Genomic DNA, 25,531 nt, shown 5'->3' on the forward strand with positions numbered 1-25,531 from the left:
CCGTTCGAAAGTACCAGTCATCAGGCGCTATTCCGCCGAAGGTTGGTGATTTCGAGTATGACCGAAGCCTGATCGATAGCACTTTGATGTTGTACCAGATCGAAACTCCAACCGACACGGCTTTCATCGATCTCACGCTGATAATCCCGACCTTTTTGGAAAAGCGCCTTTGCGCCCTTGGTCAGCCACGGCTCTGCCAAGCTGAAAAGATCGTTCAGCGAAGCCAGTGCGCGTGCGGTAACCACTTGCGGCGTTTCGATTTTCTGCCACATCGTTTCAATGCGCGCTGAATGAACCCGCGCGGGTACGTGCAAATGTCCCGCTGCCGTGCGCAGAAATGCCGCTTTTTTCCCTGCGCTTTCGATGAGATCGATTGCGCCATCCGCTTCATCAGCGAGGAAACAGGCCGTCACGATGCCCGGAAACCCGCCACCCGAGCCGATATCCAGCCAGTGTCTGGCCTCGCTCGCCAAGGGGAAAAGCTGCGCGCTGTCCAGAATATGCCGCGTCCACAACTCGTTCAGGGTCGACGGCGACGCAAGATTGATCGCTTTCGACCATTTGCGAAACAGTTCTTCAAAGGCAATCAAACGATCCGCTGTTTCACGTGAAACAGCGGGTACGATTGCTTTCAGGCTTTCAAACCGCGTATCGGCGCTCATGCAGCGCCCTGCCCGAGTTCTGCGGATGCTTTATGGCGATAACCGAACTTCTTGATCTGGGCGATAAGAAGCGCCAGTGCGGCAGGCGTCATTCCGTCGACGCGCTGCGCCTCGGCAATCGTTTCCGGCTTGCGCTGCTTAAGCTTGTGCTTCAACTCGTTGGAAAGACCGGATATTCCATCAATATCCAATCCTGCCGGAATGAGCAGTTGCTCCTCGCGCTCCATGACCGCGATGTCGCTTTTCTGGCGATCCATATAGACGGCATACTGCGCCTCGATCTCCAGCGCTTCCCGCGTGACCGGATCGATGCTGTCCAGTTCAGGCCAGATCGACTTTAGCCGATCCAGATCGATTTCCGGATAGGACAAAAGATCATAGGCCGAACGGCGAACACCATCCTGATTGAGACGCAAATCGTAGCGGTTGGCGAGATTGGGTGTAATCGTCAGCGTCCTGGCCAATGCCCTCGCCTCGCTCAAAGCCGCTTCGCGCGCTTCAAATCGCTCCTTGCGTGCGCTTCCCAAGATGCCGAGCCGGTCCGCCAGCGGCGTAAGACGCTGATCGGCATTATCGGCACGCAGCGACAGCCGGAACTCGGCCCGCGAGGTAAACATCCGATAAGGTTCGCTGACACCGCGCGAAGTAAGGTCATCCACCATGACGCCGATATAGGCTTCAGTACGCTGGATAATAACCGGCTCCCCGCCCGATGCCCGACGCGCTGCGTTGATACCGGCAAGCAGCCCTTGCGCGCCAGCTTCTTCATAACCGGTCGTGCCGTTGATCTGCCCGGCCAGAAACAAACCACTGACCTTGCGTGTTTCGAGACTGCGCTTCAGCTCACGCGGATCGATGAAATCATACTCGATGGCATATCCGGGTTGCAGCATGACAGCCTTTTCAAGCCCCGGTATCGTCTTCAATATATCGAGCTGGACGTCTTCCGGCAGCGATGTAGAAATACCGTTTGGATAGACCGTATCATCGTCCAGACCTTCCGGCTCAAGGAATATCTGGTGGCCGTCACGGTCGCCAAACTTGACGATCTTGTCTTCGACCGACGGACAATAACGCGGTCCGATCCCCTCGATCGAGCCCGAGTACATCGCTGAACGATGCAGGTTGGCGCGAATGATCGCGTGGGTTTCCGGTGTCGTGCGGGTGATACCACAATCGATCTGCGGCGTGGTGATCCGATCCGTCATCAGGGAGAACGGCACAGGCTCTTCATCGGCAGACTGCATGTCCAGGCTCTGCCAGTCGATCGTGCGACCATCCAGTCGCGGCGGCGTTCCCGTCTTGAGCCGTCCAAGAGCAAAGCCGAACGATGTCAGCCGTTCGGAAAGACCAAGTGCCGGCTTTTCACCCATCCGGCCTGCCGGGATCTTTTTCTCACCAATATGGATCAATCCATTGAGGAACGTGCCGGTCGTCAAAACGACAGCACCGCATGTCAAGGTCCGCCCATCTGACAGAACGACGCCGGTGATCCGTCCATCCTGTTCCAGAAGGTCATGAGCCCCGCCTTCCACGACAGTCAGATTACCCTGCGCGGCAATCATTTTCTGCATGGCAAGCCGATACAGCTTGCGGTCGGCCTGCGTGCGAGGGCCGCGAACAGCGGGCCCTTTCCGTCGGTTCAGGAGCCGGAACTGGATACCGGCTTCGTCCGCGACGCGCCCCATCAGACCGTCGAGGGCGTCGATCTCGCGCACGAGATGGCCCTTCCCCAATCCGCCGATGGCCGGATTGCAGGACATAACGCCAATGGTATCAAAGCGGTGCGTCACCAATGCGGTTTTTGCTCCAGCGCGTGCAGCAGCGGAAGCCGCCTCGCATCCCGCATGGCCGCCACCAATTACAATGACATCAAAGGCTGTAGCTTCGGTCGAACTCATTGGGTTCATCCTGACGCAACTCGAATCCGTTTCAGAAAGATGTCTCTTTGCCACGATTGGCCTTGGAACGGAAGATCAAATGAGCGCCTGCTTGATCAAATATCGGATATAGCTCGACTCATGAATGGTGAGGGGAGTCAACTGGCGTGTCGGAATTCCACAGACGTTTCACGTGAAACAATTCATGTCGTGGTGGTTCCAAATGTGTTTCACGTGAATCATTTCCCGATGCAGAACTGGGAAAAAATAACGTCCAGAATCTCCTCAACGTCAACGTCGCCAGTAATCCGTCCGAGATATTGCGAGGCCAAACGCATATTCTCGGCGCGTAGCTCGAGCGGGAGGCTTGTTCCGTTTAGTGCCCTGTCGATCTCGGCTACAGTAGATCGCAAAAGGCTGATATGCCGTTGCCGCGTAGGAACTGCGTCTTCAATCAGCCCGATTTGGGCTTCTGCAAAGTTTTGCAGATCAGTCAGCAAGCCGTCCAGCCCTTCACCTGTTTTCGTCGAGATGCGGTAGGACCACTCGCCATGTGCCTTCTCGCTCAGGTCGGCTTTGGTACCGACCTTCCACAGAGCCGCAGTCGTCTCGTCTGTAGCGATGGCGACGGGATCGTTCATGTCTTCCAGCAGCAGAACCAGGTCGGCGTCGGCCATGCGGGCGCGAGCGCGTTCAATGCCGATTTTTTCGACGGTACTTTCCGTTTCGCGCAGACCTGCCGTGTCCGTCACATAGACCGGAATGCCGCCAAGATCGAGCTTTACCTCGAGAAGGTCGCGGGTGGTTCCGGCTTCCTCGGAAATGATCGCCACTTCGCGCCCGGCCAGAAAATTCAACAGGCTGGATTTCCCGGCATTTGGCGCACCGACAATAACGACATGCAGACCATCGCGCAGCATGGAAGCGCGCTTGCCGCTCGCAATATGGTTCTCGATTTCTGTCTTTAGCTGCGCCAGCGATTGCCAGACCTGCTCCGAGACCGAGCCCGGCACATCGCTTTCATCGGCGAAGTCCAGCTCCGCCTCGATGAATGCACGAGCGCGCAACAGACGTTGGCGCCATTCGGTGTACAATTCGCGCTGCGTGCCGGAAGCAACCTGCAAGGCAAGCCGCCTCTGCCCTTCCGTTTCGGCCGCGATCAAGTCAGCAAGGCCTTCGGCTATAGTCAAATCCATCTTGCCGTTGGAGAAAGCGCGTCTTGTGAACTCCCCTGCTTCCGCTATGCGGCACCCGGCGAGCTCTCCAAGCTCCGATAACAGTTTTTCGACAACGGCTTTGCCACCGTGCAAATGAAATTCTGCGCAGTCTTCCCCAGTGAAACTGTTTGGTCCGGGGAAGAAGAGAACTAGTCCACGGTCAACAGGATCACCATTACGGCTACGGAACAGCTTATATGCTGCGTAACGCGGTGACGGAACGGAACCAATGATCGTTTCGAGTACGAATCTAACTCTTGGGCCTGAAATGCGCACCACTGCCACACCAGACGGCAAACGCCCGCTCGACAAAGCAAAAATCGTATCTTGAGGGAAAGCGACCTCGCTCATTCCATTTCCTGACCTATAATCATAAGGGAAGCAGCCGAATATTGCTGAAGCAATGGCATATTCATTCGCGCAGTGAAAGAAAAGCCTTATGACAGAGTTAGACCGCAATCGCCTCGCTGACAGCAACCGCCTTGCCGAAGAGCCGAGCGCCTATCTGCGCCAGCACGCGCATAATCCCGTGCATTGGCAGCCATGGGATAGGCAAGCGCTGGATGCCGCGAAGGAACTGGACCGGCCCATTCTGCTGTCAATCGGCTATGCCGCCTGCCATTGGTGTCACGTGATGGCGCATGAATCGTTCGAAGACCCGGATGTAGCCGCGGTCATGAACGCGCTTTTCGTCAATGTGAAGGTGGACCGCGAGGAACGGCCCGACATTGACCAGATATATATGGCGGCACTGGGCGCGATGGGGCAGCAGGGCGGATGGCCGCTCACCATGTTTCTGCGCCCCGATGGCAAGCCCTTCTGGGGCGGTACTTACTTCCCCCGGCACAAGCGCTACAATATGCCGGGTTTTGTCGATGTGCTGCACGCGGTCAACAATCTCTGGAACAAGGATAAAGAGAAAATTAACCATAATGCGCAGGCTGTCTTCGACCATCTGGAAGGCAGGCTGGCGGCACAGATCGCCCCAGTTACGAACGAGGTTGAGCGGTTTGACGAGATCGCGACACGCATCAATAGCCTGATCGATCCGGTCCGTGGCGGCATAGAGGGAGCGCCAAAGTTCCCGAATGCGCCTTTCATGGACAATCTGTGGCTCTCCTGGCTCTATGGCCGCAATGAAACGCATCGCGACAATTATCTCCTCTCGCTGAAAGCGATGCTGCAAGGCGGGATATATGACCATCTGGGCGGCGGCCTCTGCCGTTATTCTACCGACGCCGACTGGCTGGTGCCGCATTTCGAAAAAATGCTCTACGACAACGCCCAGCTGATCCGTCATGCGAACTATGCTTTCGCCGAAACCGGACTTGATTTGTTTCGTCTGCGAATCGAAGAGATAATCGATTGGCTTATCCGGGAAATGCGTTTGTCGGATGGAAGTTTTGCCTCCAGTCTCGATGCCGATAGCGAAGGCGAAGAAGGACGGTTTTATGTCTGGAGCGAACAGGAGATCGATGAGGCACTCGGCGACGACAGCAAAGCCTTCAAGGACTATTACGGCGTCACGTCGGGCGGAAACTGGGAAGGTCACAACATCCTGAACCGCCTTCACGCCGTCAATGACAGCGCGAAATTGCCTCCGTCGATTGAAGCATCGCGACAGAAGCTGCTTGCGCGTCGCGAATTGCGGATACGTCCCGGACGGGACGAGAAAGCGCTGACCGATTGGAACGGGCTTGCCATCCGGGCCCTGGCCGAAGCAGGCCGCAGCTTCGGCAGGCAGGACTGTATCAATCTGGCGGAGGGTGCCTATCGCGCCATAATGAGCAGCTTTCGCGATGGCCGCATCGCGCATTGCCGCATGGAAAATTCGCTTCTCTACCCTGCCCTTTCGACCGATTACGCAGCGATGATCAACGCGGCCATCGCCCTTCATGAAGCGACGAGCCAACGCGCCTACATCGATGATGCCTTGAAGTTCAAGAGGGCGCTCGATGACGCTCATAAGGACGGCGCCGGTAATTATCGACTATCCGCGCTGGACGCCGATGACGTCATCCTGCACGCCTATGGGGATTATGATGAAGCGATACCCAGCGCGACCAGCCAGATCATCGAAGCATTGACGAGACTGTTCCTCGCTACCGGCAATATCGAACTTTATCAGAGCAACGAGACGCTGATCGAACAGGCGCTCGGACGGGCTTTCGCGCAGCAATATGGGCAGATCGGCATATTGAACGCAGCGCGTTTTGCGGCTGAACCGCTCTCCCTTGTCGTCGCCTCCGAGGACGACGGGGAACTTGTTTCGACGGCGAATCGAAATCCAGACCCACGGCGTGTCGACAAGTTCGTGCGGTTCGAACCCGGCCAGACGATAGAACTGCCGACTGGAGGAACCGCTGACGTGGAACAACCGTCCGCATGGTTCTGCAAGGGCCATGTCTGCCTGCCGCCCGTCGAAAGCGCCGACGCGTTACGACTGCTGCTTGGTAAAGCATCCTGAAACAAAAACGCCGCAACGGTTTCCCGCGCGGCGTTTCACATGCTTGCAGACTATCGATTACGTATTCATCGAATCGAAGAATTCGCCATTGCTCTTGGTCTGCTTCAACTTGTCGATAAGGAACTCGATCGCATCGGTCGTGCCCATCGGCGCGAGGATACGGCGCAGAACGAAAATCTTCTGCAGATCGGCACGCGGAACCAGCAGGTCTTCCTTGCGGGTGCCGGACTTGAGAATGTCCATGGCCGGGAAGATACGCTTGTCGGCCACCTTACGGTCGAGCACGATTTCCGAGTTGCCGGTGCCCTTGAATTCTTCAAAGATCACTTCGTCCATGCGGCTGCCCGTATCGATCAGCGCCGTCGCGATGATGGTCAGCGAGCCGCCTTCTTCGATGTTGCGCGCCGCACCGAAGAAACGCTTCGGGCGCTGCAATGCATTGGCGTCCACACCGCCGGTCAGAACCTTGCCGGAAGACGGCACAACCGTGTTGTAGGCGCGGCCAAGGCGGGTGATCGAATCGAGCAGGATCACGACGTCGCGGCCATGTTCGACAAGGCGCTTGGCCTTTTCGATGACCATTTCAGCCACCTGAACGTGACGCGCTGCCGGTTCATCGAAGGTCGAGGAAATCACTTCGCCCTTCACCGAACGCTGCATGTCGGTCACTTCTTCCGGACGTTCATCGATCAGAAGAACGATCAGATAGCATTCGGGATGATTGGCCGTGATCGAATGGGCGATGTTCTGGAGAAGGACGGTCTTGCCGGTGCGCGGCGGCGCGACGATGAGACCGCGCTGGCCCTTGCCGAGCGGCGCCACCAGATCGATGACGCGGGGCGAAAGATCCTTGGAGGTCGGTACTTCGAGTTCCATCTTGAAGCGCTCATTCGGGTAGAGCGGCGTCAGATTGTCGAAATGAACCTTGTGCCGGATTTTCTCCGGATCTTCAAAATTGATCGTATTGACCTTGAGCAGCGCGAAATAACGCTCGCCTTCCTTGGGACCACGGATCGGTCCTTCGACCGTATCACCGGTTTTTAGAGAAAAACGGCGCAGCTGCGAGGGAGAAATATAAATATCGTCCGGCCCCGGCAGGTAGTTGGCATCGGCAGAGCGCAGGAAGCCAAATCCGTCCTGCAGCACTTCGACGACGCCCTCGCCGATAATTTCGACGTCCTGGGCGGCGAGCTTCTTGAGGATCGCGAACATCAGTTCCTGCTTGCGCATGGCGCTCGCATTTTCGACCTCAAGCGTCTCGGCAAAAGCCAGCAGCTCCACCGGAGTCTTGTTTTTCAGTTCTTGTAGTTTCATTTCCTGCATGGATGAGGAACTCTTTGTAAATATAAAGGGAAAATGCAGTTGTTCGGAAAGGTGGCCACATGGAGTTGTGACCGGCATCGAAGGCCTGCTGTCTTGAAGGGAAGAGGCTTACTACATACCGATTTGCAGCATGCAGAGCAAGTCTCATGTAGGGATAGCGCGAAATTTCTGCAATAGAAAAATGGCAGAAAACCGGCCGTGTGGCGGATTTGAAGTTATCTTGCCCATAAATGGACAGGTCATCGATAACTTCAAATCCGCAAACCACACGAATTCAAGGTGTTGCCGGTGTGGCTTTTGAAGCCGAAATTTCCATTTTCACGGGCAATCTTCGAGAAAATTTCGGTTTCGCCACACTGGCGGGTTTCTTTTTTAAAGTCTTTTTCAGATCAGAACGGCTTCACGATCACCAATATGACGATCAGGATCATGAGAACTGTCGGCACTTCATTGATGATTCGCCAATGCTTAGCCGAGCGCGTGTTGCGGTCTTCCGCAAAAAGCCGCGTGGATTTTGACAGATAGCCGTGCAGGCCGGACAACAGCACGACAAGCAGCAGCTTGGCATGCAGCCAGCCGCCCTGAAAGCCATAGATTTCCCAGGCCATCCACAGGCCCGCGATCCAGGTTACCATCATGGCCGGGTTGATGATGAAGCGCAAAAGCCGCTTTTCCATCACCTTGAAGGTTTCCGATGTTTCGGAACCGGGTTTTGCGGCTGTGTGATAGACAAAAAGCCGTGGCAGATAGAGCATGCCCGCCATCCATGCGATGACCGCAATCACGTGCAGCGACTTGACCCAGAGATAGGCGTTGGCCGGATTCACGTGAAACAATGCCCAGACGCCGAGCGCCACCACGACGAGTGCGACGATAGCGCGAACGGCAACTGCCGAGCCGCGATTTTCGGGAGCTGTCTGGCTCATGCTTTTCCTCCGCGAATACGGTCGATCATGCGTTGCACATTTTCAATCGGCGCCTGCGGGGTGATTCCGTGGCCGAGGTTGAAGATCAGCGGCCCCTGGCCGAGACGGTCGAGAATGGCATCCACGCCTTCATCGAGCGCACTGCCCCCGGCGACGACGCGCAGCGGATCGAGATTGCCCTGTACCGCGCCTTCGTTCTGGAGGGACGCGGCAAAGGACAGGGGAACTGACCAGTCGAGGCCGAGAGCGTCCACGCCGGTCTTCTCGCGATAGCTCGCATAAAGCATCCCGGCCCCTTTCGGGAAGCCGATGATGCGCGCCTCGGGATAGACCGCCCTCACCTTCTGGACGATCCGCGCAACAGGCTGGATGCAGAAACGCTCAAAGCAGTCCTCGTCCAGAACGCCCGACCAGGAATCGAAAATCTGGACCGCATCGGCACCGGCGTCGAGCTGTTCGATGAGATACTCGGCGGAAACATCGGCAAGATCGTTCAGGAGCTTTTCAAAAGCTTCAGGGAAGCGATAGGCGAAAAGACGGGCCGGTGCCTGATCCGGCGTGCCATGACCGGCGATCATATAGGTCGCAACGGTCCAGGGAGCGCCACAGAAGCCGAGCAGCGTGGTTTCGTCGGGCAACTGCTCGCGCAGCAGCCGAACCGTCTCGTAGACCGGCTCAAGCCTTTTGGCGACGCCTTCTGTCTCAAGCCAGAAAATCTCGTCGGCATCGATCGGCGTCATCAAGGGTCCCCTGCCTTCTTCAAAGCGAAGGTCGCGTCCAAGGGCATGGGGGATGACGAGAATGTCGGAAAAGAGAATGGCTGCATCAAAGCCAAACCGGCGGATCGGCTGAAGCGTCACTTCGACAGCCAGATCGGGCGAATAGCAGAGGTCGAGAAAGCTCCCGGCCCTTTTCCGCGTCTCGCGATATTCGGGAAGATAGCGCCCGGCCTGGCGCATCATCCAGATGGGAGGTGGAAAGATCGCTTCACCGTCGATCACTCTCAAGACTTTACGCTTCATGTCTTTTCCATTCCACCCTGTTTGTTGCTTTAACCGGTTCTGGTCTGAAACTTATCCAGTGCGGTTCTCATAAAGAAAGGATGATTCAGGAATCTTTTGATTCTTAGAGTCTGTTGGAATCGGGGATTAAGCTCTGTCCTGTTTTTCCCCACAGGTCCCACGCAGCCACGCCATCCTGTGCAATCATTCACCGACAGTCTGACCAAAAACAATGAAAACGCAATTCCCTCTTTTAATATAAGAGGTTACGAATTGACGCAGTTCCTGGGCATTTGTGGAAAAGCTGGGAATAAAGGCGGGCTTTCGCAGTTTCATGAGTCTTGTCCACACATGTTGATGACCGCTCGCCACACGTTCGCCCGCTGTGGATGACTTGCCAAGTTTCCCACGGCCTGCCATGGCTTGTGGAAGACATTCGGCCTTTACGCACAGCCGTCAACAGGAGGGCAACAAAACAGTGGTGAGATCGCTTTCCTACTTTCATCTCCATCTGATTTCTGATGCGACCGGAGAGACTCTCCTGGCGGCAGGCCGCGCAGCGGCGGCGCAATATGCCAATGCGCGCGCCATCGAGCACATCTATCCGCTGATCCGCACCGAAAAGCAGCTGCGCAAGGTTCTTGAAGGCATCGATGCGGAGCCGGGCATTGTTCTCTATACGATCGTGGACCAGAAACTGGCGGCGATCATTGACGAAACCTGCGCCGAAATGGGTGTGCCGAGCGTTTCCGTGCTGGAGCCGGTGCTGAACACGTTTCAATCCTATCTCGGAGCGCCCGCGCATCGCCGCGCCAGCGCGCAGCATGTCCTCAATGCCGATTATTTTCGGCGGATCGACGCGCTCAATTTCACGATGGAGCATGATGACGGGCAATTGCCCTACGATATAGAGGAAGCCGACGTCATTCTGGTCGGCATTTCACGCACATCGAAGACGCCGACGAGCATCTATCTGGCCAATCGCGGCATCAAGGCCACCAATGTTCCGATCGTGCTCGGCATTCCCCTGCCGGAAGTGCTGTTCACGACCAAACGACCGTTGATCGTGGGGCTGGTCGCAACTGCCGAACGGATTTCGCAGATCCGCCAGAACCGGCCGCTTGGCAATGTGCCGTCGCTGGATACCGGGCTTTACACGGACCGCGTATCCATCTCGGAAGAACTGGCCTATGCGCGTAATATATGCAATCGGCACGGCTGGCCGATCATCGATGTGTCGCGCCGGTCGATCGAGGAAACCGCCGCGGCTATCCTCGCTTTGCTGCGCGAAAAGACGAACAGAAGGGATTTCGATCATGTCTGAACTCATCCTCGCCTCCAAAAGTCCTTTCCGTTCGGCATTGCTGAAAAATGCCGGCATAGAATTTTCGACGGCAAGCGCGGATATCGATGAACGCGCGGTGGAGGCCCCGCTTTACGAAACGGGCGCCACGCCGGAGGAAGTCGCGCAGGTTCTGGCCGAGGCGAAGGCGGTCGATGTGAGCGAGAAGAACCCCGGCGCGGTGGTCATCGGCTGCGATCAGACATTGTCGCTTGGCGACGAGATTTTCCACAAGCCTGCCGATATGGAAGCAGCCCGCCGCCAGCTTCTGAAATTTTCCGGCAAGACGCACCAGTTGAACAGCGCCGTCGTGCTGGTGAAGGATGGCGAGACCCTGTGGCGTCACGTTTCGATTGCCCGCATGACCATGCGCGATCTCGATCCGGGCTTCGTCGGCCGCTATCTCGGGCGCGTCGGCGATGCCGCGCTTTCGAGCGTCGGCGCCTATCAGGTCGAGGGCCCCGGCATCCAGCTTTTCGACAGGATCGACGGCGATTATTTCACGATTGTCGGCCTGCCGCTGCTGCCGCTCCTGGCCGAACTGCGCAAGGAAAAACTGATCGATGGCTGACTTGACCGCCACAACAGGACGCAAGGCTTTTGTCACCGGCTTTCCCATCCGGCATTCGCGCTCGCCCTTGATCCACGGCTTCTGGCTGAAAGAACTCGGCATTGACGGTTCTTACGAAGCCATAGAAGTGAAGCCGGAGGAATTTGTTTCCTTTGCCGATACGCTTGCCGAACAGGGTTTTGCCGGCGGCAATGTCACCATTCCGCACAAGGAAGCAGCCTTTGCTGCCGTGGAAAGTCTGGATGAGGCCGCCAAAGCCATCGGCGCGGTCAACACGCTCTGGTTTGAAAATGGCAGGCTTCATGGCGGCAATACGGATGCCTACGGTTTTGCCGCCAATCTCGATGCATCGGCTCCCGGCTGGGACAATGCCGACAGCGCCCTTGTTCTGGGTGCGGGCGGCGCAAGCCGCGCAATCGTCCATGCGCTTTTGTCGCGCGGCTTTACGAAAGTCGCCATCGTCAATCGCACGGTGAGCCGGGCGCAGGATCTCGCAGTCCATTTCGGACCGCGTGTTTCGGCGCATGGCTGGGATGCGGCGCACGATCTGATTTCCGACGCCGGACTGATCGTCAACACGACATCGCTCGGCATGAGCGGACATGACGGCGAGGACACGTTCCCGCTCGATCTCGGCAAGGCGTCATCAAAGGCGGTCGCAACCGATATTGTTTATGTGCCGCTCAAGACGCCATTCCTTAAGAAAGCCGAAGAGGCCGGACTGACAACGGTGGACGGGCTCGGCATGTTGCTGCATCAGGCCGTTCCGGGCTTTGAGCGCTGGTTCGGCCAAAGGCCGCAAGTGACGAACGCGCTGCGTGAGCATATTCTGGATGACATGAAAAAGGCTGGTGCTTTATGATCATCCTTGGTCTGACCGGCTCTATCGGAATGGGAAAAACAACGGCGGCGAACATGTTCGCCGAAGCTGGCGTGCCAATCTATAGCGCCGATGACGCGGTACACCGGCTCTATTCCGGCCGCGCTGCCCCGCTGATCGAGGCAGCGTTTCCGGGCACTGTGGAAAACGGTGCGGTCAACCGGGAAAAGCTTTCGGCCGCCGTCATAGGAAAACCGGAAGCCCTGAAGAGACTGGAAGCCATCGTCCATCCGCTTGTGCGTGAGGAAGAAGAAGCCTTTCGCCGCGATGCGGAAGAAACCGGCGCCGCTCTGGCGCTGATCGACATTCCGCTGCTTTTCGAAACAGGTGGCGACAAGCGCGTGGACAAGATCGTGGTTGTCTCCGCCCCTGCCGAAATACAGCGCGCGCGTGTGCTGGCGCGGCCGGGCATGAGCGAAGAAAAGCTCGATGCCATCCTCGCACGCCAGACGCCGGACGCTGAAAAGCGCGCAAGGGCCGATTTCGTCGTCGATACGAGCGGGAGTTTTGACAACCTGCGCCGCCAGATCGCGGAGATCATCGCGAAATTGAGTGGAAAGCCCGCATCGACTGCCGAATAAGTTCCATTGCCGTGCTATGGTGTGCGGATGATTTTCGAGAGGTTCTTCAATGCGTGAAATCGTTTTCGATACGGAAACCACCGGTCTTGAAAGGCTGGAGGACCGTGTGATCGAAATCGGCGGCGTGGAACTGATCAACAAGTTCCCCACAGGCCGGACTTTTCATAAATTCATCAATCCGCAGGGCCGTCAGGTTCATCCTGAGGCGCTTGCGGTGCACGGCATCAGCAATGAACAATTGCTGGACAAGCCGACCTTTGCCGAGATTCTCGACGAGTTTCTGGAGTTTTTCGACGGTGCGAAGCTGGTCGCGCATAATGCTATGTTCGACCTCGGCTTTATCAATGCCGAACTGATGCGGCTCGGACAGGCAGAAATCGTCTCGGAGCGCATCGTGGATACGCTGGCGCTCGCGCGCCGCAAGCATCCGATGGGGCCGAATTCCCTCGACGCGCTGTGCAAACGCTACGGTATCGACAATTCGCGCCGCACATTGCACGGAGCGCTGCTCGATTCTGAAATTCTGGCCGAAGTCTATATCGAGCTGATCGGCGGCAAGCAGACCGCGCTTGGCCTCAGCATGAGCGATGCGGCAGGCGGTAATAATGCCGGAGCGAACAATACCGCCATCATTCTTGCGGCCCGTCCCCGCCCCCTGCCCCCGCGCATTTCGGATGAGGAACGTGCGGCCCACGCAGCACTTGTGGCAAAGCTCGGCGATAAGGCCATCTGGAAGAAATACCTGTCCTAGAGCATTTCCAGCAAAAATGTGAAACGGTTTTGCGTCCGCAAATGCGGCAAGAACAAATGGATAAGGCGGTTCCAACGATCCCGTTAAGACAAGAACCGCTCCAAACGAAAAAAGCCCGGTCTAAACCGGGCTTTTTGCTTCATGAAGCCTGCGATCAGCTCTTCACAGCGGACTTGGCCTGTTCTTCAGCCATGCGCGTCTGGAACATCTGCGCGAAGTCGATCGGGTCGATCATCAGCGGCGGATAGCCGCCATTGCGCGTTGCATCAGCAATGATCTGGCGGGCGAACGGGAACAGAAGCCGCGGGCATTCGATGAACAGAAGCGGCAGCATATGCTCCTGCGGGATGCCCTGAATGCGGAACACGCCGCCATAGACGAGCTCCGTGTTGAAGAGGACGTCCTTGCCGTCGACGGCCTTGGCTTCCAGCGTCAGCACGACGTCGAAATCCGTTTCGGAAAGCGGATTGGCGTTGACGTTCACGTTGATGTTGATGGAAGGCGCCTTCTCGCGCGGGCGCAGCGACAGAGGCGCGCCCGGGCTTTCAAAGGACAGGTCCTTCACATATTGCGCCAGAATGTTGAGGGACGGCTCGGCCGTCGCGCCATTGCCGTTCTTTACTTCGCCCGCGGCCTTATCGCTCATTATCGGTATGCCTTCTATCGGTGATTAGATTTTTGCGCTTCCGGCGCAGGCCGCAAACAGCCTGCCCCGAAAGGTCGGAGTGTTTGGCTAGCATGAGCGCGGGCATGAGGCAAGAAAGGCTTTTTAGGTTAGTATTTGCGTAATCAGTGATCTTTGCCCGGATGTTTGCTTGGCGGGTTTTCGTCGGGCCTGGCCGTGTAATCCTCGGGATCGAGATCGATGATATGGTCCTGACGCGGATCCCGGCCGGAACTTTGATGCCCGTAACCGGTCGAATAGCGTGTCGATGTGGCGACGACCATGCGACCGCGCATGAATTTTTCCCACATGAAATCCCGGATGAACGGAATGAACAGCAGGATGCCGACGGCGCTGCTCACAAAGCCAGGCACGATCAGCAGGATTGCCGCCAGAACCAGCATGGCGCCATGCACCACTTCGCGGTCGGGGACGCGTCCCGCTGCCGTTTCGGTGCGAATGCGCTGCAGAAGTCCGATACCCTGCACGCGCAGCAGGAAGAAGCCCAGCATTGCGCTCAGAATAACGAGGCCGAGAGTCGCGAAAACGCCGATCTTGCTGCCGACAATGACGAAACCGGCTATTTCGATGAAGGGCATCGCCAGCAGGACGAAAGGGGCGAGGGAGGAGGACACGGAGGTTACGACCTTTGTTGTTTGGTTTCTGCATTCAAGTCTAACCTGAATTGTAACTTTTTCAGGTTCGGAACGAAATTGAAACTGTCTATCATGCAATATCAAATAGGTACGCGTGATCGGGATTTGAATGATGACGTAAGCCGATCTATATGTATGAGATACACACAGGGATAGGGAAAGGCGCAACGCCTCATCCTTCAATCAGCGGCAGGCGGCATGGAATTTTTTGATTTTGGCACGATTTTCTTCTTCATCGCAGCGGTGATCATCTTTCTCCAGCTGAGGAATGTTCTTGGCCGTCGTACCGGAAACGAAAAACCGCCTTTCGACCCCTATACATCGGCCCGCAGCGCCGACACGGGGCCTACTGCCGCCGATGCCGACAATGTGGTTTCCCTGCCGCGCCGCGCAGGCGAAAAGGATTTTACCGCCATCGACAAGGCCGCTCCGGCCGGCACGCCTCTCAATGACGGCCTGCGCGCGATTTATGCCGCCGATCCTTCGTTCGATCCAGCCAGCTTCGTGGATGGCCTCAAGATCGCCTATGAAATGATCGTGATGTCGTTTGCCGATGGTGATCGCAAGGTTCTGAAAAATCTGCTTTCGAAGGAAGTATTTGAAGGGTTCGTTTCGGCAATCGACGAACGCGAAGCCCGCGGCGAAAGCGTGCGTTCATCCTTCGTCGGCATCGACAAGGCGGAAATCACCGGCGCCGAGATGAAGGGGCCGGAAGCGCATGTCACGGTCAATATCGTCAGCCAGATGATTTCCTCCACCTATGACAAGGACGGCAAGCTGATCGACGGCGATCCGGACAATGTGCTTGAGATCAAGGATCTGTGGACATTCTCCCGCGATACGCGCTCGCGCGATCCGAACTGGAAGCTTGTCGCGACCGAAGCGGAAGATTAAGAAAAAGCTTGTGAATCGGGCCGCTGACCCAACGCAGCGGCCTTTTTGTTTATGCATGGTTAGACGGATGCGGCGATGAACGGCTTGGCGAGGATTTTGCGCCCCGTGGCTTTTTCCGATTGTCCGGGCTGGGACCGTGACGATCAGTCCGCTGCGTTTGCCGCGTTTCGCCGTTCCGCGGACTATGCTGCCGCCCATTCATACAAAAGCGGCGGCCTCGGTATCAGTTTTGAAGCGCTGAAGCCTATCTTTGCCGCTGCGCGCATGCTCGACAATCCCGGACCGGCGCAAGCGCGCGCTTTCTTCGAACAGAATTTTATCCCCTGCCGGATCGTTCCCGACGAGGGAAACGGCTTTGTCACCGCGTTCTACGAACCGGAGATCGAGGCCTCCCTTCAGGCCGACGACCGATTCAAGGTTCCCTTCCTGCGCCAGCCGGACGATCTTGTGAAGGTAACGGACGACAATCGCCCGGCGGGTCTCGATCCTTCCTTTGCCTTTGCGCGCCGGACCGGGAATGGTCTTGTGGAATATGACGACCGCCGGATGATTGAACAGGGCAGCCTTTCCGGGCGCGGGCTGGAAATCGCTTTCGTGGCGGATCGGGTCGACGCCTTTTTCGCGCATGTGCAAGGTGCTGCGCGCCTCAAATTGCGCAACGGCGCGGTGTTGCGCATCACCTATGCCGCCAAATCCGGTCATCCGTTCACAGGCATTGGCCGCATTCTGGTCGCCAATGGCGAAATTCCGGCTTCTGAAATTTCCATGCAGTCGATCCGACGCTGGCTGGCCGGGCATCCCGACAGGGCCGATGATCTCATCTGGCAGAACCGGTCCTATATTTTCTTCCGGGAAGCGCCGGTGGACGATCTGCTCGCCGGTCCTATTGCCGCCGCAAAAGTTCCGCTTTCTGCCGGGCGTTCGCTTGCCGTCGACAGATTGCTCCATACATTCGGGACGCCGATCCATGTCAGCGCGCCGACGGTAACCGTTTTTGACGGGGAGCCTTTTGCGCGGCTGATGATCGCGCAGGACACCGGAACGGCCATTGTCGGCCCCGCCCGCGGCGATCTGTTCGCCGGTTCGGGCGATATTGCGGGCGAGATCGCCGGCGGCGTGAAGGACGAAGCGGATTTTTATGCGCTGGTGCCGCGCAGGCTTCTGGAGGTTTGAACGGAATGGCGCGCGCAACCGACAAGCCGGAAAAGGATTATCTGCGGCCCGAAGACCGCATCTTATGGGAAACGGTCGCGAAGACCGCAAAGCCGCTGGTAAAGCCGAAGGCGAAACCGGACGAGCTTCCCGACTTCAAATCCCTGATGGCGGAAGAGGAACAGCGTCCCGCCAAGGCGAAGGTTCCGCCTGCGGTGGAGGCGGCCAAGCCGAAGAAGGGCCTGTCGGCGCTCAGCGAAATGCAGATACAGTCGCTCGACAAGCCGACACACCGGAAGATCGCCAAAGGGCGGGTGGATATCGAAGCCCGCATCGATCTGCATGGTCTCACGCAGGGAGAAGCGCACGGCCTGCTCTACGGTTTTCTGGTCAGCGCCCATGCACGCGGCCTGCGCCATGTCATGGTCATTACCGGCAAGGGCCGTTCATACGGCAGCGAAGGGATATTGCGGCAGGCGGTGCCGCACTGGTTCTCCACCCCGCTGTTCCGGCTTCTGGTCAGTGCCTATGAGGATGCGGCGCGTCACCATGGCGGGCATGGCGCCCTTTATGTAAGACTTCGCCGGCAGACCCAGAACACGGCCCTGCAAGCATTGCCCGGAGGAAACAGGCCGCGATGACGCCATTTGGAATACGCCTGCGCGAGTTGCGGGAAGAACGCGGAGTGACGCAGAAGGATATGGCGGCAGCGCTGCGCGTTTCGCCTGCCTATCTGTCGGCGCTGGAACACGGGCGGCGCGGCCAGCCGACCTGGGACCTGCTCCAGCGCATCATCACCTATTTCAATATTATCTGGGACGAAGCGGAAGAGTTGCAGAACCTCGCCGCCGTGTCGCATCCGCGTGTGGTCATCGACACGTCGGGCCTGTCGCCGCAGGCGACCGAGCTTGCCAATCTTCTGGCGCGCAATATCCGCATCATCGACCGCGAGACGATCAGGCATCTGAGCGAGGAAATCGAGGCGGCGCGAAAGCGCCGCCGTGGGATCAAGCCTGTTCAGCCCCTGTGATATTCAGCCCTGTGGTGTTCAGCCTTGTGATCAGAACAGCGCTTTCAACTCGTCCAACTTGGAATTGACCAGCCAGCCGTAGTAATTTTCCTGCGGCAGCTGGGGTTCCTGTCCGGCCGCCTTGCGCTGGGCGTTTTCATTGGCCAGCACCCGTGCCCGCGCTTCCGCGCCGCCGGTATTGTAGAGCGTGGCGGTGAGGCCCGGATTCTTCGAAATGTCGAAATCGGCGATCTGCCGGTAGGAATTGATCGACTGTTTCAGCGTTGCCGCGATGTATGGCAGCGTCAGATCGGGGTCCATGATCGTCTTGTAGACCACGTTGCCGTCTTCGGCATTGAGTTTCGGCAGGCCGGAAACGCGGTTCACCATGTCCGACATCTGCAAGGCCGTCAGCGGATTGATCTGGCCAAGGCCGAATGTCTGCCCGGCATAGAAAGGCTGAAAGAAGACCGCGCTGAAACGATTGTTGGGATAGGTATTGCCGCCGACCAATTTGCCGCGGAAGCTTTTGTTCCAGACATTTTCGCGGCATGACCACAGCGAATAGCTGTCCTTGTATTTCAGGCAATCGGCAAATTCCGGGCGTTTGATGAACTGGCCGATGCTCTCGCCATTATAGCCGAAGCTCACGCCCTGATTCACATAGGACATGGCCTTGACGTAATAGGTCTGCAGCCGGTCATAGACGTCGACATTATAGGTGTGCTCGCCGACGATCGCGCCGACGATGTGGATAGGCTCGATGCCATAGGCCGCCGCCGTGGAACGGATTTTCGAGCGCAGCGAGGCATCCTTCTTCAGAAGGGTGTAGATCTTCTGATACTTCTTCTCGTAAGTCGTGCTCAGCTCACGCGTGCGCTTGGCGGATGCGCCGGGGATCGGTGGCTGTTCCGCATTGCGATTGCCGGGAGGGACGAGTGTTGCCGCATGGGCGCTCTGGCTGGCTACAATGAAGGCGAGGCAAAGGCCCGCAATGCGGTTCAGTGATCTGGTCATTGTGCGGAAACAGCCCCAACATGGTGAAGATCTGATTAATTTGGGCCGGAAAATAGAAAACCCCCCGATGCAAGTCGAGGGGTTTTTGCCAAATCCTCTAAAGTGACCGGAAGTCGTGGCTTTCCGGTCACTTATCGAGCATTAGCGTCACAGGATGAAGCGCGACAGGTCGGTGTTCTTGGCAAGGCCGCCGATCTTGTCTTTGACATAGGCGGCATCGATGGTGAAGACCGCGCCGGTCTTGTCGGGAGCGGTGAACGAGATTTCATCCAGAACGCGTTCCATCACCGTCTGCAAGCGGCGCGCGCCGATATTTTCGACCGTTGCATTGAGATCGACGGCAATATCGGCCAGAGCGTCGATGGCGTCGTCGGTGAAGGTGAGCTTCACCTCCTCCGTTTCCATCAGGGCGATATACTGCTTGATCAGGCTTGCTTCGGTCTCCGTCAGAATGCGGCGGAAGTCTTCACGCGTCAGCGCATTGAGTTCCACGCGGATCGGCAGGCGGCCCTGCAATTCCGGCAAGAGGTCGGACGGTTTGGAAACGTGGAACGCGCCGGATGCGATGAACAGCACGTGGTCGGTCTTGACCGGCCCGTATTTGGTCGCAACCGTCGTGCCTTCAACCAGCGGCAGGAGATCGCGCTGCACGCCTTCACGCGATACGCCTGCACCCATGCCGCCTTCCCGCGATGCGATCTTGTCGATCTCGTCGATGAACACGATGCCCTCGTCCTCGGTGACGCGAAGCGCTTCCTGCACGATCTGGTCCTGATCCAGAAGCTTGTCGGATTCATCGTTGATCAGGATCGGATAGGAATCCTTCACCGTGGTCTTGCGCGTCTTTGTGCGCCCGCCCATGGCCTTGCCCAGCATGTCGGACAGGTTCATCACGCCGATATTGGCGCCCGGCATGCCTGGAATCTCGAAGCTCGGGCCGGAGCCGGTATCGGCGACCTCGATTTCGATTTCCTTGTCGTCCAGCTCGTTATTGCGCAATTTCTTGCGGAAGCTGTCGCGGGTTGCTGGGCTGGCGGTCTTGCCGACCAGCGCATCCAGCACGCGCTCTTCTGCATTGAGATGCGCCTTCGCTTTCACGTCTTCGCGGCGTTTTTCACGTACCAGCGTGATGGCAACCTCGACGAGATCGCGGATGATCTGCTCGACGTCGCGGCCGACATAGCCGACTTCGGTGAACTTGGTCGCTTCCACCTTGACGAAGGGAGCGCCGGCGAGCTTGGCAAGACGGCGGGAAATTTCCGTCTTGCCGACGCCGGTCGGTCCGATCATCAGGATGTTCTTCGGCATGACCTCTTCGCGCATCTGGCCTTCGAGTTGCTGGCGGCGCCAGCGATTGCGCAAGGCGATGGCCACCGCGCGCTTGGCGTCGTTCTGGCCGATGATGAAGCGGTCGAGTTCGGAAACGATTTCACGAGGCGAAAAATTACTCATAATTACAACCCACTTTGCCACTGCTTGATGAACTCGAACGGATGCAGCAGCATGATCACGTTGAGCGTAAGATTGTCGCGGATGACGATCAGCGCCAGAACTTCCATGAACAGCGCGATGGCGACGGTGATTTTGGTTGGCAGCCTGGCTGCGATCAGAAAGCCCAGAGCGGCAGCGAGCGTATCGGAAACCGAATTGACGATGCTGTCGCCGAAATAGTCCACCGAGGACGTATTGGCGCGATAGCGCTCGATGATGAAATTCGAGTTCTCGACCAGTTCCCAGGCCGCTTCGATGCCGACTGCAGCCGCAAGCCTCAGGCCGAGCGGGGCTTTGGGCGCGATGACCGTAAAAAGCCAGTAGAACAGAAAGCCATGGATGACATGCGACAGCGTATACCAGTCGGATATATGCTGCGAGTTTTCAGTCATAAGCGAACCGGACCATAATTTTATGGTCCCGCATTCGCACATGGCGATCCGCCCGTCGAGATAGAGCCAGAAGGCTTGTACCGCGATGATGGCGATGACGATCAGGGCGCCCAGGCCCCAGCGTTGCGCACCCGGTTTTGAGGCCTGCGCCAGCGAGCTCATTCTGCGTCCAGGCTTTCCACGAGGATGTTGTGGTTGGTGTAGATGCAGATATCGGCTGCGATCTCCATCGCCTTGCGGGCGATGTCTTCCGCCGATTTGTCGGTATCGACGAGGGCGCGTGCGGCGGCGAGCGCATAATTGCCGCCCGAACCGATGGCCATCACGCCATGTTCGGGTTCAAGCACATCGCCCGTGCCGGTCAGCGCCAGCGTCACCTTGCTGTCGGCAACCAGCATCATGGCTTCCAGCTTGCGCAGGTAGCGGTCGGTGCGCCAGTCCTTGGCAAGTTCCACCGAAGCGCGCATGAGCTGATCGGGATATTGCTCCAGCTTCGCTTCAAGGCGTTCCAGAAGGGTAAAGGCATCGGCAGTGGCCCCGGCGAAACCGGCAATCACATTGCCCTTGCCGATGCGGCGAACCTTGCGCGCATTGCCCTTCATGACGGTATTGCCGAGCGAAACCTGTCCGTCGCCGGCGATGACGACCTTGCCGCCCTTGCGCACGGTAACAATGGTCGTGCCGTAGATTGTCGTGGGATTGTGTTCGATCATGGATGCTCCTTTGGCGGCACAGGCAATCCCGAAAGGCAATTGCAGATGCCCCTTCATCTAATAGAGAAACAGGCTCCGTCAGCCAGCGGCGGATGAATCGTGCTTCGCTGAGAATATTTAAGAACGTACGCACGAATTGCAAATGCCGAATTGCAGCTTGCCAAACCGGCAAAAGGAATTGGCAAAGTGGGCAAGCTGTTCTAGAACGCCTCCAAGCTATTGAATGAGGAAAGCTTATGACTGCAGAAAGCACCCGCAAGGCAAGCATCGAGCGCTCGACCAAGGAAACGAGCATTGCCGTTTCCGTTGACCTGGACGGCGTGGGCAAGTTCGACATCACCACCGGCGTCGGCTTCTTCGATCATATGCTGGAGCAGCTTTCCCGACATTCGCTCATCGATATGCGCGTGATGGCCAAGGGCGATCTCCATATCGACGATCACCATACTGTCGAGGACACCGGCATCGCGCTGGGTCAGGCCATTGCCAAGGCCCTGGGCGAGCGCCGCGGCATCGTGCGCTATGCCTCGATGGATCTCGCCATGGACGATACGCTGACCGGTGCCGCCGTCGATGTATCGGGACGCGCCTTTCTGGTCTGGAACGTCAATTTCACCACCGCCAAGATCGGCACATTCGATACCGAACTGGTGCGCGAGTTCTTCCAGGCTTTCGCCATGAATGCGGGCATCACGCTCCATATCAACAATCATTATGGTGCCAACAACCACCATATTGCGGAATCGATCTTCAAGGCGGTGGCCCGGGTCCTGCGCACGGCGCTTGAAACCGATCCGCGCCAGAAGGATGCAATCCCCTCCACCAAGGGTTCGTTAAAGGGATAGGTCCCGAACGAAAGGACAGGTCATGGCGCAATATGTCGTGCTGGAGCCGAGGGATAGTAAAGCAATTTCAGGAAAAGTGGAAACCGGTTTTCCGTCCGAAATTGCGACAGAAAAAAGCGCCGAAAAGGCTATTTTTGTGCGCGATGGATTCCACGTATGGGCGCTGGTCCTGCCCTTTGTCTGGCTGCTGGCGCAGCGTCTGTGGTTCGAAGCCTTTGCCGTGGTAGGCGTCACGATCCTGCTCGGTCTCGTCGCGACCCACTTCGGCATTGAAGGCGCGGTGCCTCTTCTCACCCTGTTCATGTCGCTCTTCGTCGCGCTGGAAGGCGCCAACTGGAAGATCGCCAAGCTCAGGCGGCAGGGTTTCGCCGAAAAGGCGGCCATCGACGCGTCCGATCTGGAAGAAGCGGAAATCCGCTATTTCCATGGTCGCCCGGATACGGCCCGGCCTGCGCCCGTCGCGGACAAGCCTGCCCCCGATTGGGCGCAGCAGCCCCCTCGTCCCACCTATTCCTCATTTGGCTCAACGATCGGATTCGTGGGTCATCGCGGAGAAAACTGAAAATGCGTGTTGCAATCATCGATTACGGCTCCGGCAATCTGCGTTCGGCCACCAAGGCTTTTGAGCGGGCTGCGCATGAGAGCGGTATCGCGGCAGAAATCGAACTGACGGCGGATGCCGACCGCGTGGCGACGGCTGACCGCATCGTGCTTCCCGGCGTTGGCGCCTATGCCGACTGCCGCCGTGGCCTTAATGCCGTCCCCGGCATGGTGGACGCGCTGGAAGACGTCGTTTTGAAAAAGGCGCATCCTTTCCTCGGCATCTGCGTCGGCATGCAGCTCATGTCGGAGCGCGGACTTGAAAAGGAAGTGACCGAAGGTCTTGGCTGGATCGCGGGCGATGTGCGTGAAATGACGCCAGCCGATCCGGCACTCAAGATTCCGCAGATCGGCTGGAACAGGATTCACGTGAAACATTCTCACCCGATCTTCGAAGGTATCGAGACCGGCGAGAACGGGTTGCATGCCTATTTCGTCCATTCCTATATGTTCGACGCCAAGAACAGGGCGGAAGTGCTGGCCGTCACCGATTATGGCGGTGATGTCACCGCAACGGTCGGTCGCGACAATATGGTCGGAACGCAGTTCCATCCTGAGAAGAGCCAGCTTCTCGGTCTCTCGCTCATTGCCAATTTCCTGAAATGGAAGCCCTGACATTATGATCCTTTTTCCCGCCATCGATTTGAAAGACGGTCAGTGCGTGCGCCTGAAACTCGGCGACATGGATCAGGCCACCGTCTATAATGAAGACCCGGCAGCGCAGGCCAAGGCCTTCGAGGATCAGGGCTTTGAATGGCTGCACGTGGTCGATCTCAACGGCGCCTTTGCCGGCGAAAGCGTCAATGGCAAGGCTGTGGAAGCGATCCTGAAAGCCACGAAAAATCCGGTGCAGCTCGGCGGCGGCATTCGCACGCTCCAGCATATCGAGAACTGGCTTTCGAAGGGATTGCGCCGTGTCATTCTGGGCACGGTCGCCGTGCGCGATCCGGCGCTGGTGATCGAGGCCTGCAAACAGTTTCCGGGGCAGGTTGCAGTCGGCATCGACGCCAAGGGCGGCTATGTCGCTGTCGAAGGCTGGGCGGAAGCGTCTGAACTGGGTGTGATCGAACTGGCGAAAAAATTTGAAGGCGCTGGCGTTGCCGCCATCATCTATACGGACATTGACCGCGACGGCGTTCTCGCCGGCATCAACTGGGATTCGACGCTGGCGCTCGCGGATAGCGTCTCCATTCCTGTGATCGCGTCCGGTGGCCTGGCTTCCATGGATGACATTCTTCGCCTTGCCGCTCCTGATGCCCGCAAGCTGGAAGGCGCGATTTCGGGCCGTGCGCTTTATGATGGCCGCATTGATCCGGCGGAAGCATTATCCCTGTTGAGGGCTTCAGCATGACACTCAAAGCACGTGTGATCCCATGCTTGGACGTTAAAGACGGTCGGGTCGTCAAAGGCGTCAATTTCGTCGACCTGATCGATGCCGGTGATCCGGTGGAAGCCGCCCGCGCCTATGATGCGGCGGGCGCAGACGAACTGTGCTTCCTCGACATTACGGCGTCTTCGGACAATCGCGAGACAATTTTCGATGTGGTGGCCCGGACGGCGGAACAGTGCTTCATGCCGCTTACCGTTGGCGGCGGCGTGCGTCAGGTTGCCGACATTCGCAAGCTGCTTCTGGCCGGTGCCGACAAGGTTTCGATCAATACGGCTGCGGTCAAGAACCCGGAATTCGTTGCCGAAGCTGCCGACAAATTCGGCGACCAGTGCATCGTCGTCGCCATCGACGCCAAGAAGGTTTCCGGCGAAGGCGAAGCCGATCGTTGGGAAATCTTCACCCATGGCGGACGCCAGACGACCGGCATCGATGCGGTGGAGTTTGCGCAGAAGGTTGTGAGCCTTGGCGCGGGCGAAATCCTGCTTACCTCAATGGATCGTGATGGCACCAAGGCCGGTTACGACGTGGCCCTGACACGGGCCGTTGCCGACAGCGTGCGCGTTCCGGTGATTGCATCGGGCGGTGTCGGCAATCTCGATCACATGGTTGCGGGTATTCGCGATGGTCACGCAACGGCAGTTCTCGCAGCATCCATCTTCCACTTCGGCACCTATACGATTGGCGAGGCCAAGCGCTATATGGCCGAAGCTGGCATTCCGATGCGGCTTGATCCGGTCCGCTGAGAACATGATTTAAGGAAGTCCGATGACCGAGTTCACACTTTCCGACCTTGAACGCATCGTCGCGGAGCGTGCCAGCGTGACGGATGGCTCGTCCTATACGGCAAGTCTGGTGGCCAAGGGGCAGTCGCGAGCCGCCAAAAAGCTTGGCGAGGAAGCCGTGGAAACGGTCATCGCCGCCATTGAAGGCAACCGCGCAGAAGTGGTGACCGAAAGCGCCGACCTGCTTTATCACCTGCTGGTGGTTCTCAAGGTTGCAGGCGTTTCGCTTGATGAGGTTCTTCAAGAGTTGCAACGCCGCACGGCGCAGACCGGCCTTGAAGAAAAAGCCGCTCGTCCGAAAGCCTAAATGCAAATTGGACCGGAA

The 25,531-nt window shown here is 57.7% G+C and carries 28 protein-coding genes; 16 read left to right on the forward strand and 12 right to left on the reverse strand.

Features of this window, described 5'->3' with window-relative positions; genetic code table 11:
- Positions 1 to 20: 20 nt before the first annotated feature.
- From rsmG to mnmE, 3 genes are all read right to left on the reverse strand, one after another.
- Positions 21 to 662, reverse strand: a complete 642-nt coding sequence (gene rsmG / locus J9800_RS18675; RefSeq protein WP_114214497.1) for a 16S rRNA (guanine(527)-N(7))-methyltransferase RsmG — start codon at positions 660 to 662, stop codon at positions 21 to 23.
- Positions 659 to 2,563, reverse strand: coding sequence for a tRNA uridine-5-carboxymethylaminomethyl(34) synthesis enzyme MnmG (gene mnmG / locus J9800_RS18680; protein WP_114214496.1), 1,905 nt, complete (start codon positions 2,561 to 2,563; stop codon positions 659 to 661). The genes rsmG and mnmG overlap by 4 nt, the downstream gene beginning before the upstream one ends.
- A gap of 218 nt (positions 2,564 to 2,781) precedes the next feature.
- Entirely contained in the window at positions 2,782 to 4,110 is a 1,329-nt protein-coding gene (gene mnmE / locus J9800_RS18685) for a tRNA uridine-5-carboxymethylaminomethyl(34) synthesis GTPase MnmE (RefSeq protein ID WP_114214495.1), read from the reverse strand.
- Positions 4,111 to 4,198: 88 nt separating this feature from the next.
- On the opposite strand from mnmE, the gene J9800_RS18690 reads away from it, so the two are divergent.
- Positions 4,199 to 6,226, forward strand: a complete 2,028-nt coding sequence (locus J9800_RS18690; protein ID WP_114214494.1) for a thioredoxin domain-containing protein — start codon at positions 4,199 to 4,201, stop codon at positions 6,224 to 6,226.
- A gap of 57 nt (positions 6,227 to 6,283) precedes the next feature.
- Here the strand turns inward: J9800_RS18690 and rho are convergent, their stop codons facing one another.
- The 3 genes from rho to hemE all read right to left on the reverse strand — a co-directional run bounded on the left by rho (position 6,284) and on the right by hemE (position 9,497).
- Complete coding sequence (gene rho / locus J9800_RS18695; protein WP_105543315.1) at positions 6,284 to 7,549, reverse strand: transcription termination factor Rho; 1,266 nt, start codon at positions 7,547 to 7,549, stop codon at positions 6,284 to 6,286.
- A gap of 389 nt (positions 7,550 to 7,938) precedes the next feature.
- Positions 7,939 to 8,475 carry a protoporphyrinogen oxidase HemJ gene (hemJ, locus tag J9800_RS18700; RefSeq protein ID WP_114214493.1) on the reverse strand — a complete coding sequence of 179 codons (537 nt, stop codon included), beginning with the start codon at positions 8,473 to 8,475 and terminating at the stop codon, positions 7,939 to 7,941.
- Complete coding sequence (gene hemE, locus J9800_RS18705; protein ID WP_114214492.1) at positions 8,472 to 9,497, reverse strand: uroporphyrinogen decarboxylase; 1,026 nt, start codon at positions 9,495 to 9,497, stop codon at positions 8,472 to 8,474. The genes hemJ and hemE overlap by 4 nt, the downstream gene beginning before the upstream one ends.
- Before the next feature lie 397 nt (positions 9,498 to 9,894).
- Between hemE and J9800_RS18710 the strand changes: the two genes are divergently transcribed.
- The 5 genes from J9800_RS18710 to dnaQ are packed head-to-tail and all read left to right on the forward strand — an operon-like array spanning position 9,895 to position 13,601.
- On the forward strand, positions 9,895 to 10,800 hold the full coding sequence (locus J9800_RS18710; RefSeq protein ID WP_114214491.1) for a pyruvate, water dikinase regulatory protein: 906 nt from the start codon (positions 9,895 to 9,897) through the stop codon (positions 10,798 to 10,800).
- Positions 10,793 to 11,389, forward strand: a complete 597-nt coding sequence (locus tag J9800_RS18715) for a Maf-like protein (RefSeq protein ID WP_286191813.1) — start codon at positions 10,793 to 10,795, stop codon at positions 11,387 to 11,389. The genes J9800_RS18710 and J9800_RS18715 overlap by 8 nt, the downstream gene beginning before the upstream one ends.
- Complete coding sequence (locus tag J9800_RS18720) at positions 11,382 to 12,251, forward strand: shikimate dehydrogenase (RefSeq protein WP_114214490.1); 870 nt, start codon at positions 11,382 to 11,384, stop codon at positions 12,249 to 12,251. The genes J9800_RS18715 and J9800_RS18720 overlap by 8 nt, the downstream gene beginning before the upstream one ends.
- Positions 12,248 to 12,850 carry a dephospho-CoA kinase gene (gene coaE, locus J9800_RS18725; RefSeq protein ID WP_114214489.1) on the forward strand — a complete coding sequence of 201 codons (603 nt, stop codon included), beginning with the start codon at positions 12,248 to 12,250 and terminating at the stop codon, positions 12,848 to 12,850. The genes J9800_RS18720 and coaE overlap by 4 nt, the downstream gene beginning before the upstream one ends.
- Before the next feature lie 49 nt (positions 12,851 to 12,899).
- Complete coding sequence (dnaQ, locus tag J9800_RS18730; protein ID WP_112586811.1) at positions 12,900 to 13,601, forward strand: DNA polymerase III subunit epsilon; 702 nt, start codon at positions 12,900 to 12,902, stop codon at positions 13,599 to 13,601.
- Positions 13,602 to 13,755: 154 nt separating this feature from the next.
- Here the strand turns inward: dnaQ and secB are convergent, their stop codons facing one another.
- Positions 13,756 to 14,247 (reverse strand): protein-export chaperone SecB, encoded by a 492-nt coding sequence (gene secB / locus J9800_RS18735; RefSeq protein ID WP_104755118.1) that lies wholly within the window; start codon positions 14,245 to 14,247, stop codon positions 13,756 to 13,758.
- Between the two features lie 143 nt (positions 14,248 to 14,390).
- On the reverse strand, positions 14,391 to 14,900 hold the full coding sequence (locus tag J9800_RS18740; protein ID WP_112586813.1) for an FxsA family protein: 510 nt from the start codon (positions 14,898 to 14,900) through the stop codon (positions 14,391 to 14,393).
- Between the two features lie 219 nt (positions 14,901 to 15,119).
- Between J9800_RS18740 and J9800_RS18745 the strand changes: the two genes are divergently transcribed.
- The 4 genes from J9800_RS18745 (at position 15,120) to J9800_RS18760 (ending at position 17,997) form a co-directional block, all read left to right on the forward strand.
- Positions 15,120 to 15,815: a Tim44/TimA family putative adaptor protein gene (locus J9800_RS18745; protein WP_114214488.1), complete on the forward strand. Its 696-nt coding sequence runs from the start codon at positions 15,120 to 15,122 to the stop codon at positions 15,813 to 15,815.
- A 75-nt stretch (positions 15,816 to 15,890) separates the two neighbouring features.
- Positions 15,891 to 16,988 carry a murein transglycosylase A gene (gene mltA / locus J9800_RS18750; protein ID WP_114214487.1) on the forward strand — a complete coding sequence of 366 codons (1,098 nt, stop codon included), beginning with the start codon at positions 15,891 to 15,893 and terminating at the stop codon, positions 16,986 to 16,988.
- 5 nt (positions 16,989 to 16,993) lie between these two features.
- Entirely contained in the window at positions 16,994 to 17,608 is a 615-nt protein-coding gene (locus tag J9800_RS18755) for a Smr/MutS family protein (protein ID WP_114214486.1), read from the forward strand.
- A complete protein-coding gene (locus tag J9800_RS18760) occupies positions 17,605 to 17,997 on the forward strand; it encodes a helix-turn-helix domain-containing protein (protein WP_112586821.1) in 393 nt (130 codons plus the stop codon). The genes J9800_RS18755 and J9800_RS18760 overlap by 4 nt, the downstream gene beginning before the upstream one ends.
- A 30-nt stretch (positions 17,998 to 18,027) precedes the next feature.
- On the opposite strand, the gene J9800_RS18765 is transcribed toward J9800_RS18760, so the two are convergent.
- From J9800_RS18765 to hslV, 4 genes are all read right to left on the reverse strand, one after another.
- Positions 18,028 to 18,993 carry a DUF1402 family protein gene (locus J9800_RS18765; protein WP_114214485.1) on the reverse strand — a complete coding sequence of 322 codons (966 nt, stop codon included), beginning with the start codon at positions 18,991 to 18,993 and terminating at the stop codon, positions 18,028 to 18,030.
- A gap of 147 nt (positions 18,994 to 19,140) precedes the next feature.
- A complete protein-coding gene (gene hslU / locus J9800_RS18770) occupies positions 19,141 to 20,445 on the reverse strand; it encodes an ATP-dependent protease ATPase subunit HslU (RefSeq protein ID WP_114214484.1) in 1,305 nt (434 codons plus the stop codon).
- A 2-nt stretch (positions 20,446 to 20,447) separates the two neighbouring features.
- Entirely contained in the window at positions 20,448 to 21,038 is a 591-nt protein-coding gene (locus tag J9800_RS18775) for a DUF2585 domain-containing protein (protein ID WP_114214483.1), read from the reverse strand.
- Entirely contained in the window at positions 21,035 to 21,589 is a 555-nt protein-coding gene (gene hslV / locus J9800_RS18780; protein WP_112586977.1) for an ATP-dependent protease subunit HslV, read from the reverse strand. The genes J9800_RS18775 and hslV overlap by 4 nt, the downstream gene beginning before the upstream one ends.
- A gap of 236 nt (positions 21,590 to 21,825) precedes the next feature.
- Here hslV and hisB point away from each other — a divergent pair, with 236 nt between their 5' ends.
- Genes hisB through J9800_RS18810 form a run of 6 tightly spaced genes read left to right on the forward strand, consistent with a single transcriptional unit; the run spans position 21,826 to position 25,513 of the window.
- Complete coding sequence (gene hisB, locus J9800_RS18785) at positions 21,826 to 22,434, forward strand: imidazoleglycerol-phosphate dehydratase HisB (protein WP_112586829.1); 609 nt, start codon at positions 21,826 to 21,828, stop codon at positions 22,432 to 22,434.
- A 22-nt stretch (positions 22,435 to 22,456) separates the two neighbouring features.
- A complete protein-coding gene (locus tag J9800_RS18790; RefSeq protein WP_114214482.1) occupies positions 22,457 to 22,996 on the forward strand; it encodes a DUF2628 domain-containing protein in 540 nt (179 codons plus the stop codon).
- A gap of 2 nt (positions 22,997 to 22,998) precedes the next feature.
- The gene (gene hisH / locus J9800_RS18795) at positions 22,999 to 23,649 is read left to right on the forward strand and encodes an imidazole glycerol phosphate synthase subunit HisH (RefSeq protein ID WP_114214481.1); all 651 of its coding nucleotides are present in this window, start codon (positions 22,999 to 23,001) and stop codon (positions 23,647 to 23,649) included.
- A 4-nt stretch (positions 23,650 to 23,653) separates the two neighbouring features.
- A complete protein-coding gene (hisA, locus tag J9800_RS18800; RefSeq protein ID WP_114214480.1) occupies positions 23,654 to 24,385 on the forward strand; it encodes a 1-(5-phosphoribosyl)-5-[(5-phosphoribosylamino)methylideneamino]imidazole-4-carboxamide isomerase in 732 nt (243 codons plus the stop codon).
- Positions 24,382 to 25,167: an imidazole glycerol phosphate synthase subunit HisF gene (hisF, locus tag J9800_RS18805; RefSeq protein WP_114214479.1), complete on the forward strand. Its 786-nt coding sequence runs from the start codon at positions 24,382 to 24,384 to the stop codon at positions 25,165 to 25,167. Before hisA ends, hisF begins: the two co-directional genes overlap by 4 nt.
- Before the next feature lie 22 nt (positions 25,168 to 25,189).
- On the forward strand, positions 25,190 to 25,513 hold the full coding sequence (locus J9800_RS18810; RefSeq protein WP_114214478.1) for a phosphoribosyl-ATP diphosphatase: 324 nt from the start codon (positions 25,190 to 25,192) through the stop codon (positions 25,511 to 25,513).
- The last annotated feature ends 18 nt before the right edge of the window (positions 25,514 to 25,531 follow it).

It is taken from the genome of Ochrobactrum sp. AP1BH01-1, assembly GCF_018066705.1.
GTDB lineage: Bacteria > Pseudomonadota > Alphaproteobacteria > Rhizobiales > Rhizobiaceae > Brucella.

Bases quoted from the DNA above. Each gene is read 5' to 3' on its own strand.
- hisF (WP_114214479.1), top strand. From the start codon at position 24,382: ATGACACTCAAAGCACGTGTGATCCCATGCTTGGACGTTAAAGACGGT.
- hslV (WP_112586977.1), bottom strand. From the start codon at position 21,589: ATGATCGAACACAATCCCACGACAATCTACGGCACGACCATTGTTACC.
- J9800_RS18690 (WP_114214494.1), top strand. From the start codon at position 4,199: ATGACAGAGTTAGACCGCAATCGCCTCGCTGACAGCAACCGCCTTGCC.
- hemE (WP_114214492.1), bottom strand. From the start codon at position 9,497: ATGAAGCGTAAAGTCTTGAGAGTGATCGACGGTGAAGCGATCTTTCCA.
- hisA (WP_114214480.1), top strand. From the start codon at position 23,654: ATGATCCTTTTTCCCGCCATCGATTTGAAAGACGGTCAGTGCGTGCGC.
- hisH (WP_114214481.1), top strand. From the start codon at position 22,999: ATGCGTGTTGCAATCATCGATTACGGCTCCGGCAATCTGCGTTCGGCC.
- rho (WP_105543315.1), bottom strand. From the start codon at position 7,549: ATGCAGGAAATGAAACTACAAGAACTGAAAAACAAGACTCCGGTGGAG.
- J9800_RS18755 (WP_114214486.1), top strand. From the start codon at position 16,994: ATGGCGCGCGCAACCGACAAGCCGGAAAAGGATTATCTGCGGCCCGAA.
- rsmG (WP_114214497.1), bottom strand. From the start codon at position 662: ATGAGCGCCGATACGCGGTTTGAAAGCCTGAAAGCAATCGTACCCGCT.
- mltA (WP_114214487.1), top strand. From the start codon at position 15,891: ATGAACGGCTTGGCGAGGATTTTGCGCCCCGTGGCTTTTTCCGATTGT.
- hemJ (WP_114214493.1), bottom strand. From the start codon at position 8,475: ATGAGCCAGACAGCTCCCGAAAATCGCGGCTCGGCAGTTGCCGTTCGC.
- J9800_RS18710 (WP_114214491.1), top strand. From the start codon at position 9,895: ATGGCTTGTGGAAGACATTCGGCCTTTACGCACAGCCGTCAACAGGAG.
- secB (WP_104755118.1), bottom strand. From the start codon at position 14,247: ATGAGCGATAAGGCCGCGGGCGAAGTAAAGAACGGCAATGGCGCGACG.
- J9800_RS18760 (WP_112586821.1), top strand. From the start codon at position 17,605: ATGACGCCATTTGGAATACGCCTGCGCGAGTTGCGGGAAGAACGCGGA.
- mnmG (WP_114214496.1), bottom strand. From the start codon at position 2,563: ATGAGTTCGACCGAAGCTACAGCCTTTGATGTCATTGTAATTGGTGGC.
- J9800_RS18775 (WP_114214483.1), bottom strand. From the start codon at position 21,038: ATGAGCTCGCTGGCGCAGGCCTCAAAACCGGGTGCGCAACGCTGGGGC.
- J9800_RS18810 (WP_114214478.1), top strand. From the start codon at position 25,190: ATGACCGAGTTCACACTTTCCGACCTTGAACGCATCGTCGCGGAGCGT.
- J9800_RS18765 (WP_114214485.1), bottom strand. From the start codon at position 18,993: ATGACCAGATCACTGAACCGCATTGCGGGCCTTTGCCTCGCCTTCATT.
- dnaQ (WP_112586811.1), top strand. From the start codon at position 12,900: ATGCGTGAAATCGTTTTCGATACGGAAACCACCGGTCTTGAAAGGCTG.
- mnmE (WP_114214495.1), bottom strand. From the start codon at position 4,110: ATGAGCGAGGTCGCTTTCCCTCAAGATACGATTTTTGCTTTGTCGAGC.
- J9800_RS18720 (WP_114214490.1), top strand. From the start codon at position 11,382: ATGGCTGACTTGACCGCCACAACAGGACGCAAGGCTTTTGTCACCGGC.
- J9800_RS18790 (WP_114214482.1), top strand. From the start codon at position 22,457: ATGGCGCAATATGTCGTGCTGGAGCCGAGGGATAGTAAAGCAATTTCA.
- hslU (WP_114214484.1), bottom strand. From the start codon at position 20,445: ATGAGTAATTTTTCGCCTCGTGAAATCGTTTCCGAACTCGACCGCTTC.
- coaE (WP_114214489.1), top strand. From the start codon at position 12,248: ATGATCATCCTTGGTCTGACCGGCTCTATCGGAATGGGAAAAACAACG.
- J9800_RS18745 (WP_114214488.1), top strand. From the start codon at position 15,120: ATGGAATTTTTTGATTTTGGCACGATTTTCTTCTTCATCGCAGCGGTG.
- J9800_RS18715 (WP_286191813.1), top strand. From the start codon at position 10,793: ATGTCTGAACTCATCCTCGCCTCCAAAAGTCCTTTCCGTTCGGCATTG.
- hisB (WP_112586829.1), top strand. From the start codon at position 21,826: ATGACTGCAGAAAGCACCCGCAAGGCAAGCATCGAGCGCTCGACCAAG.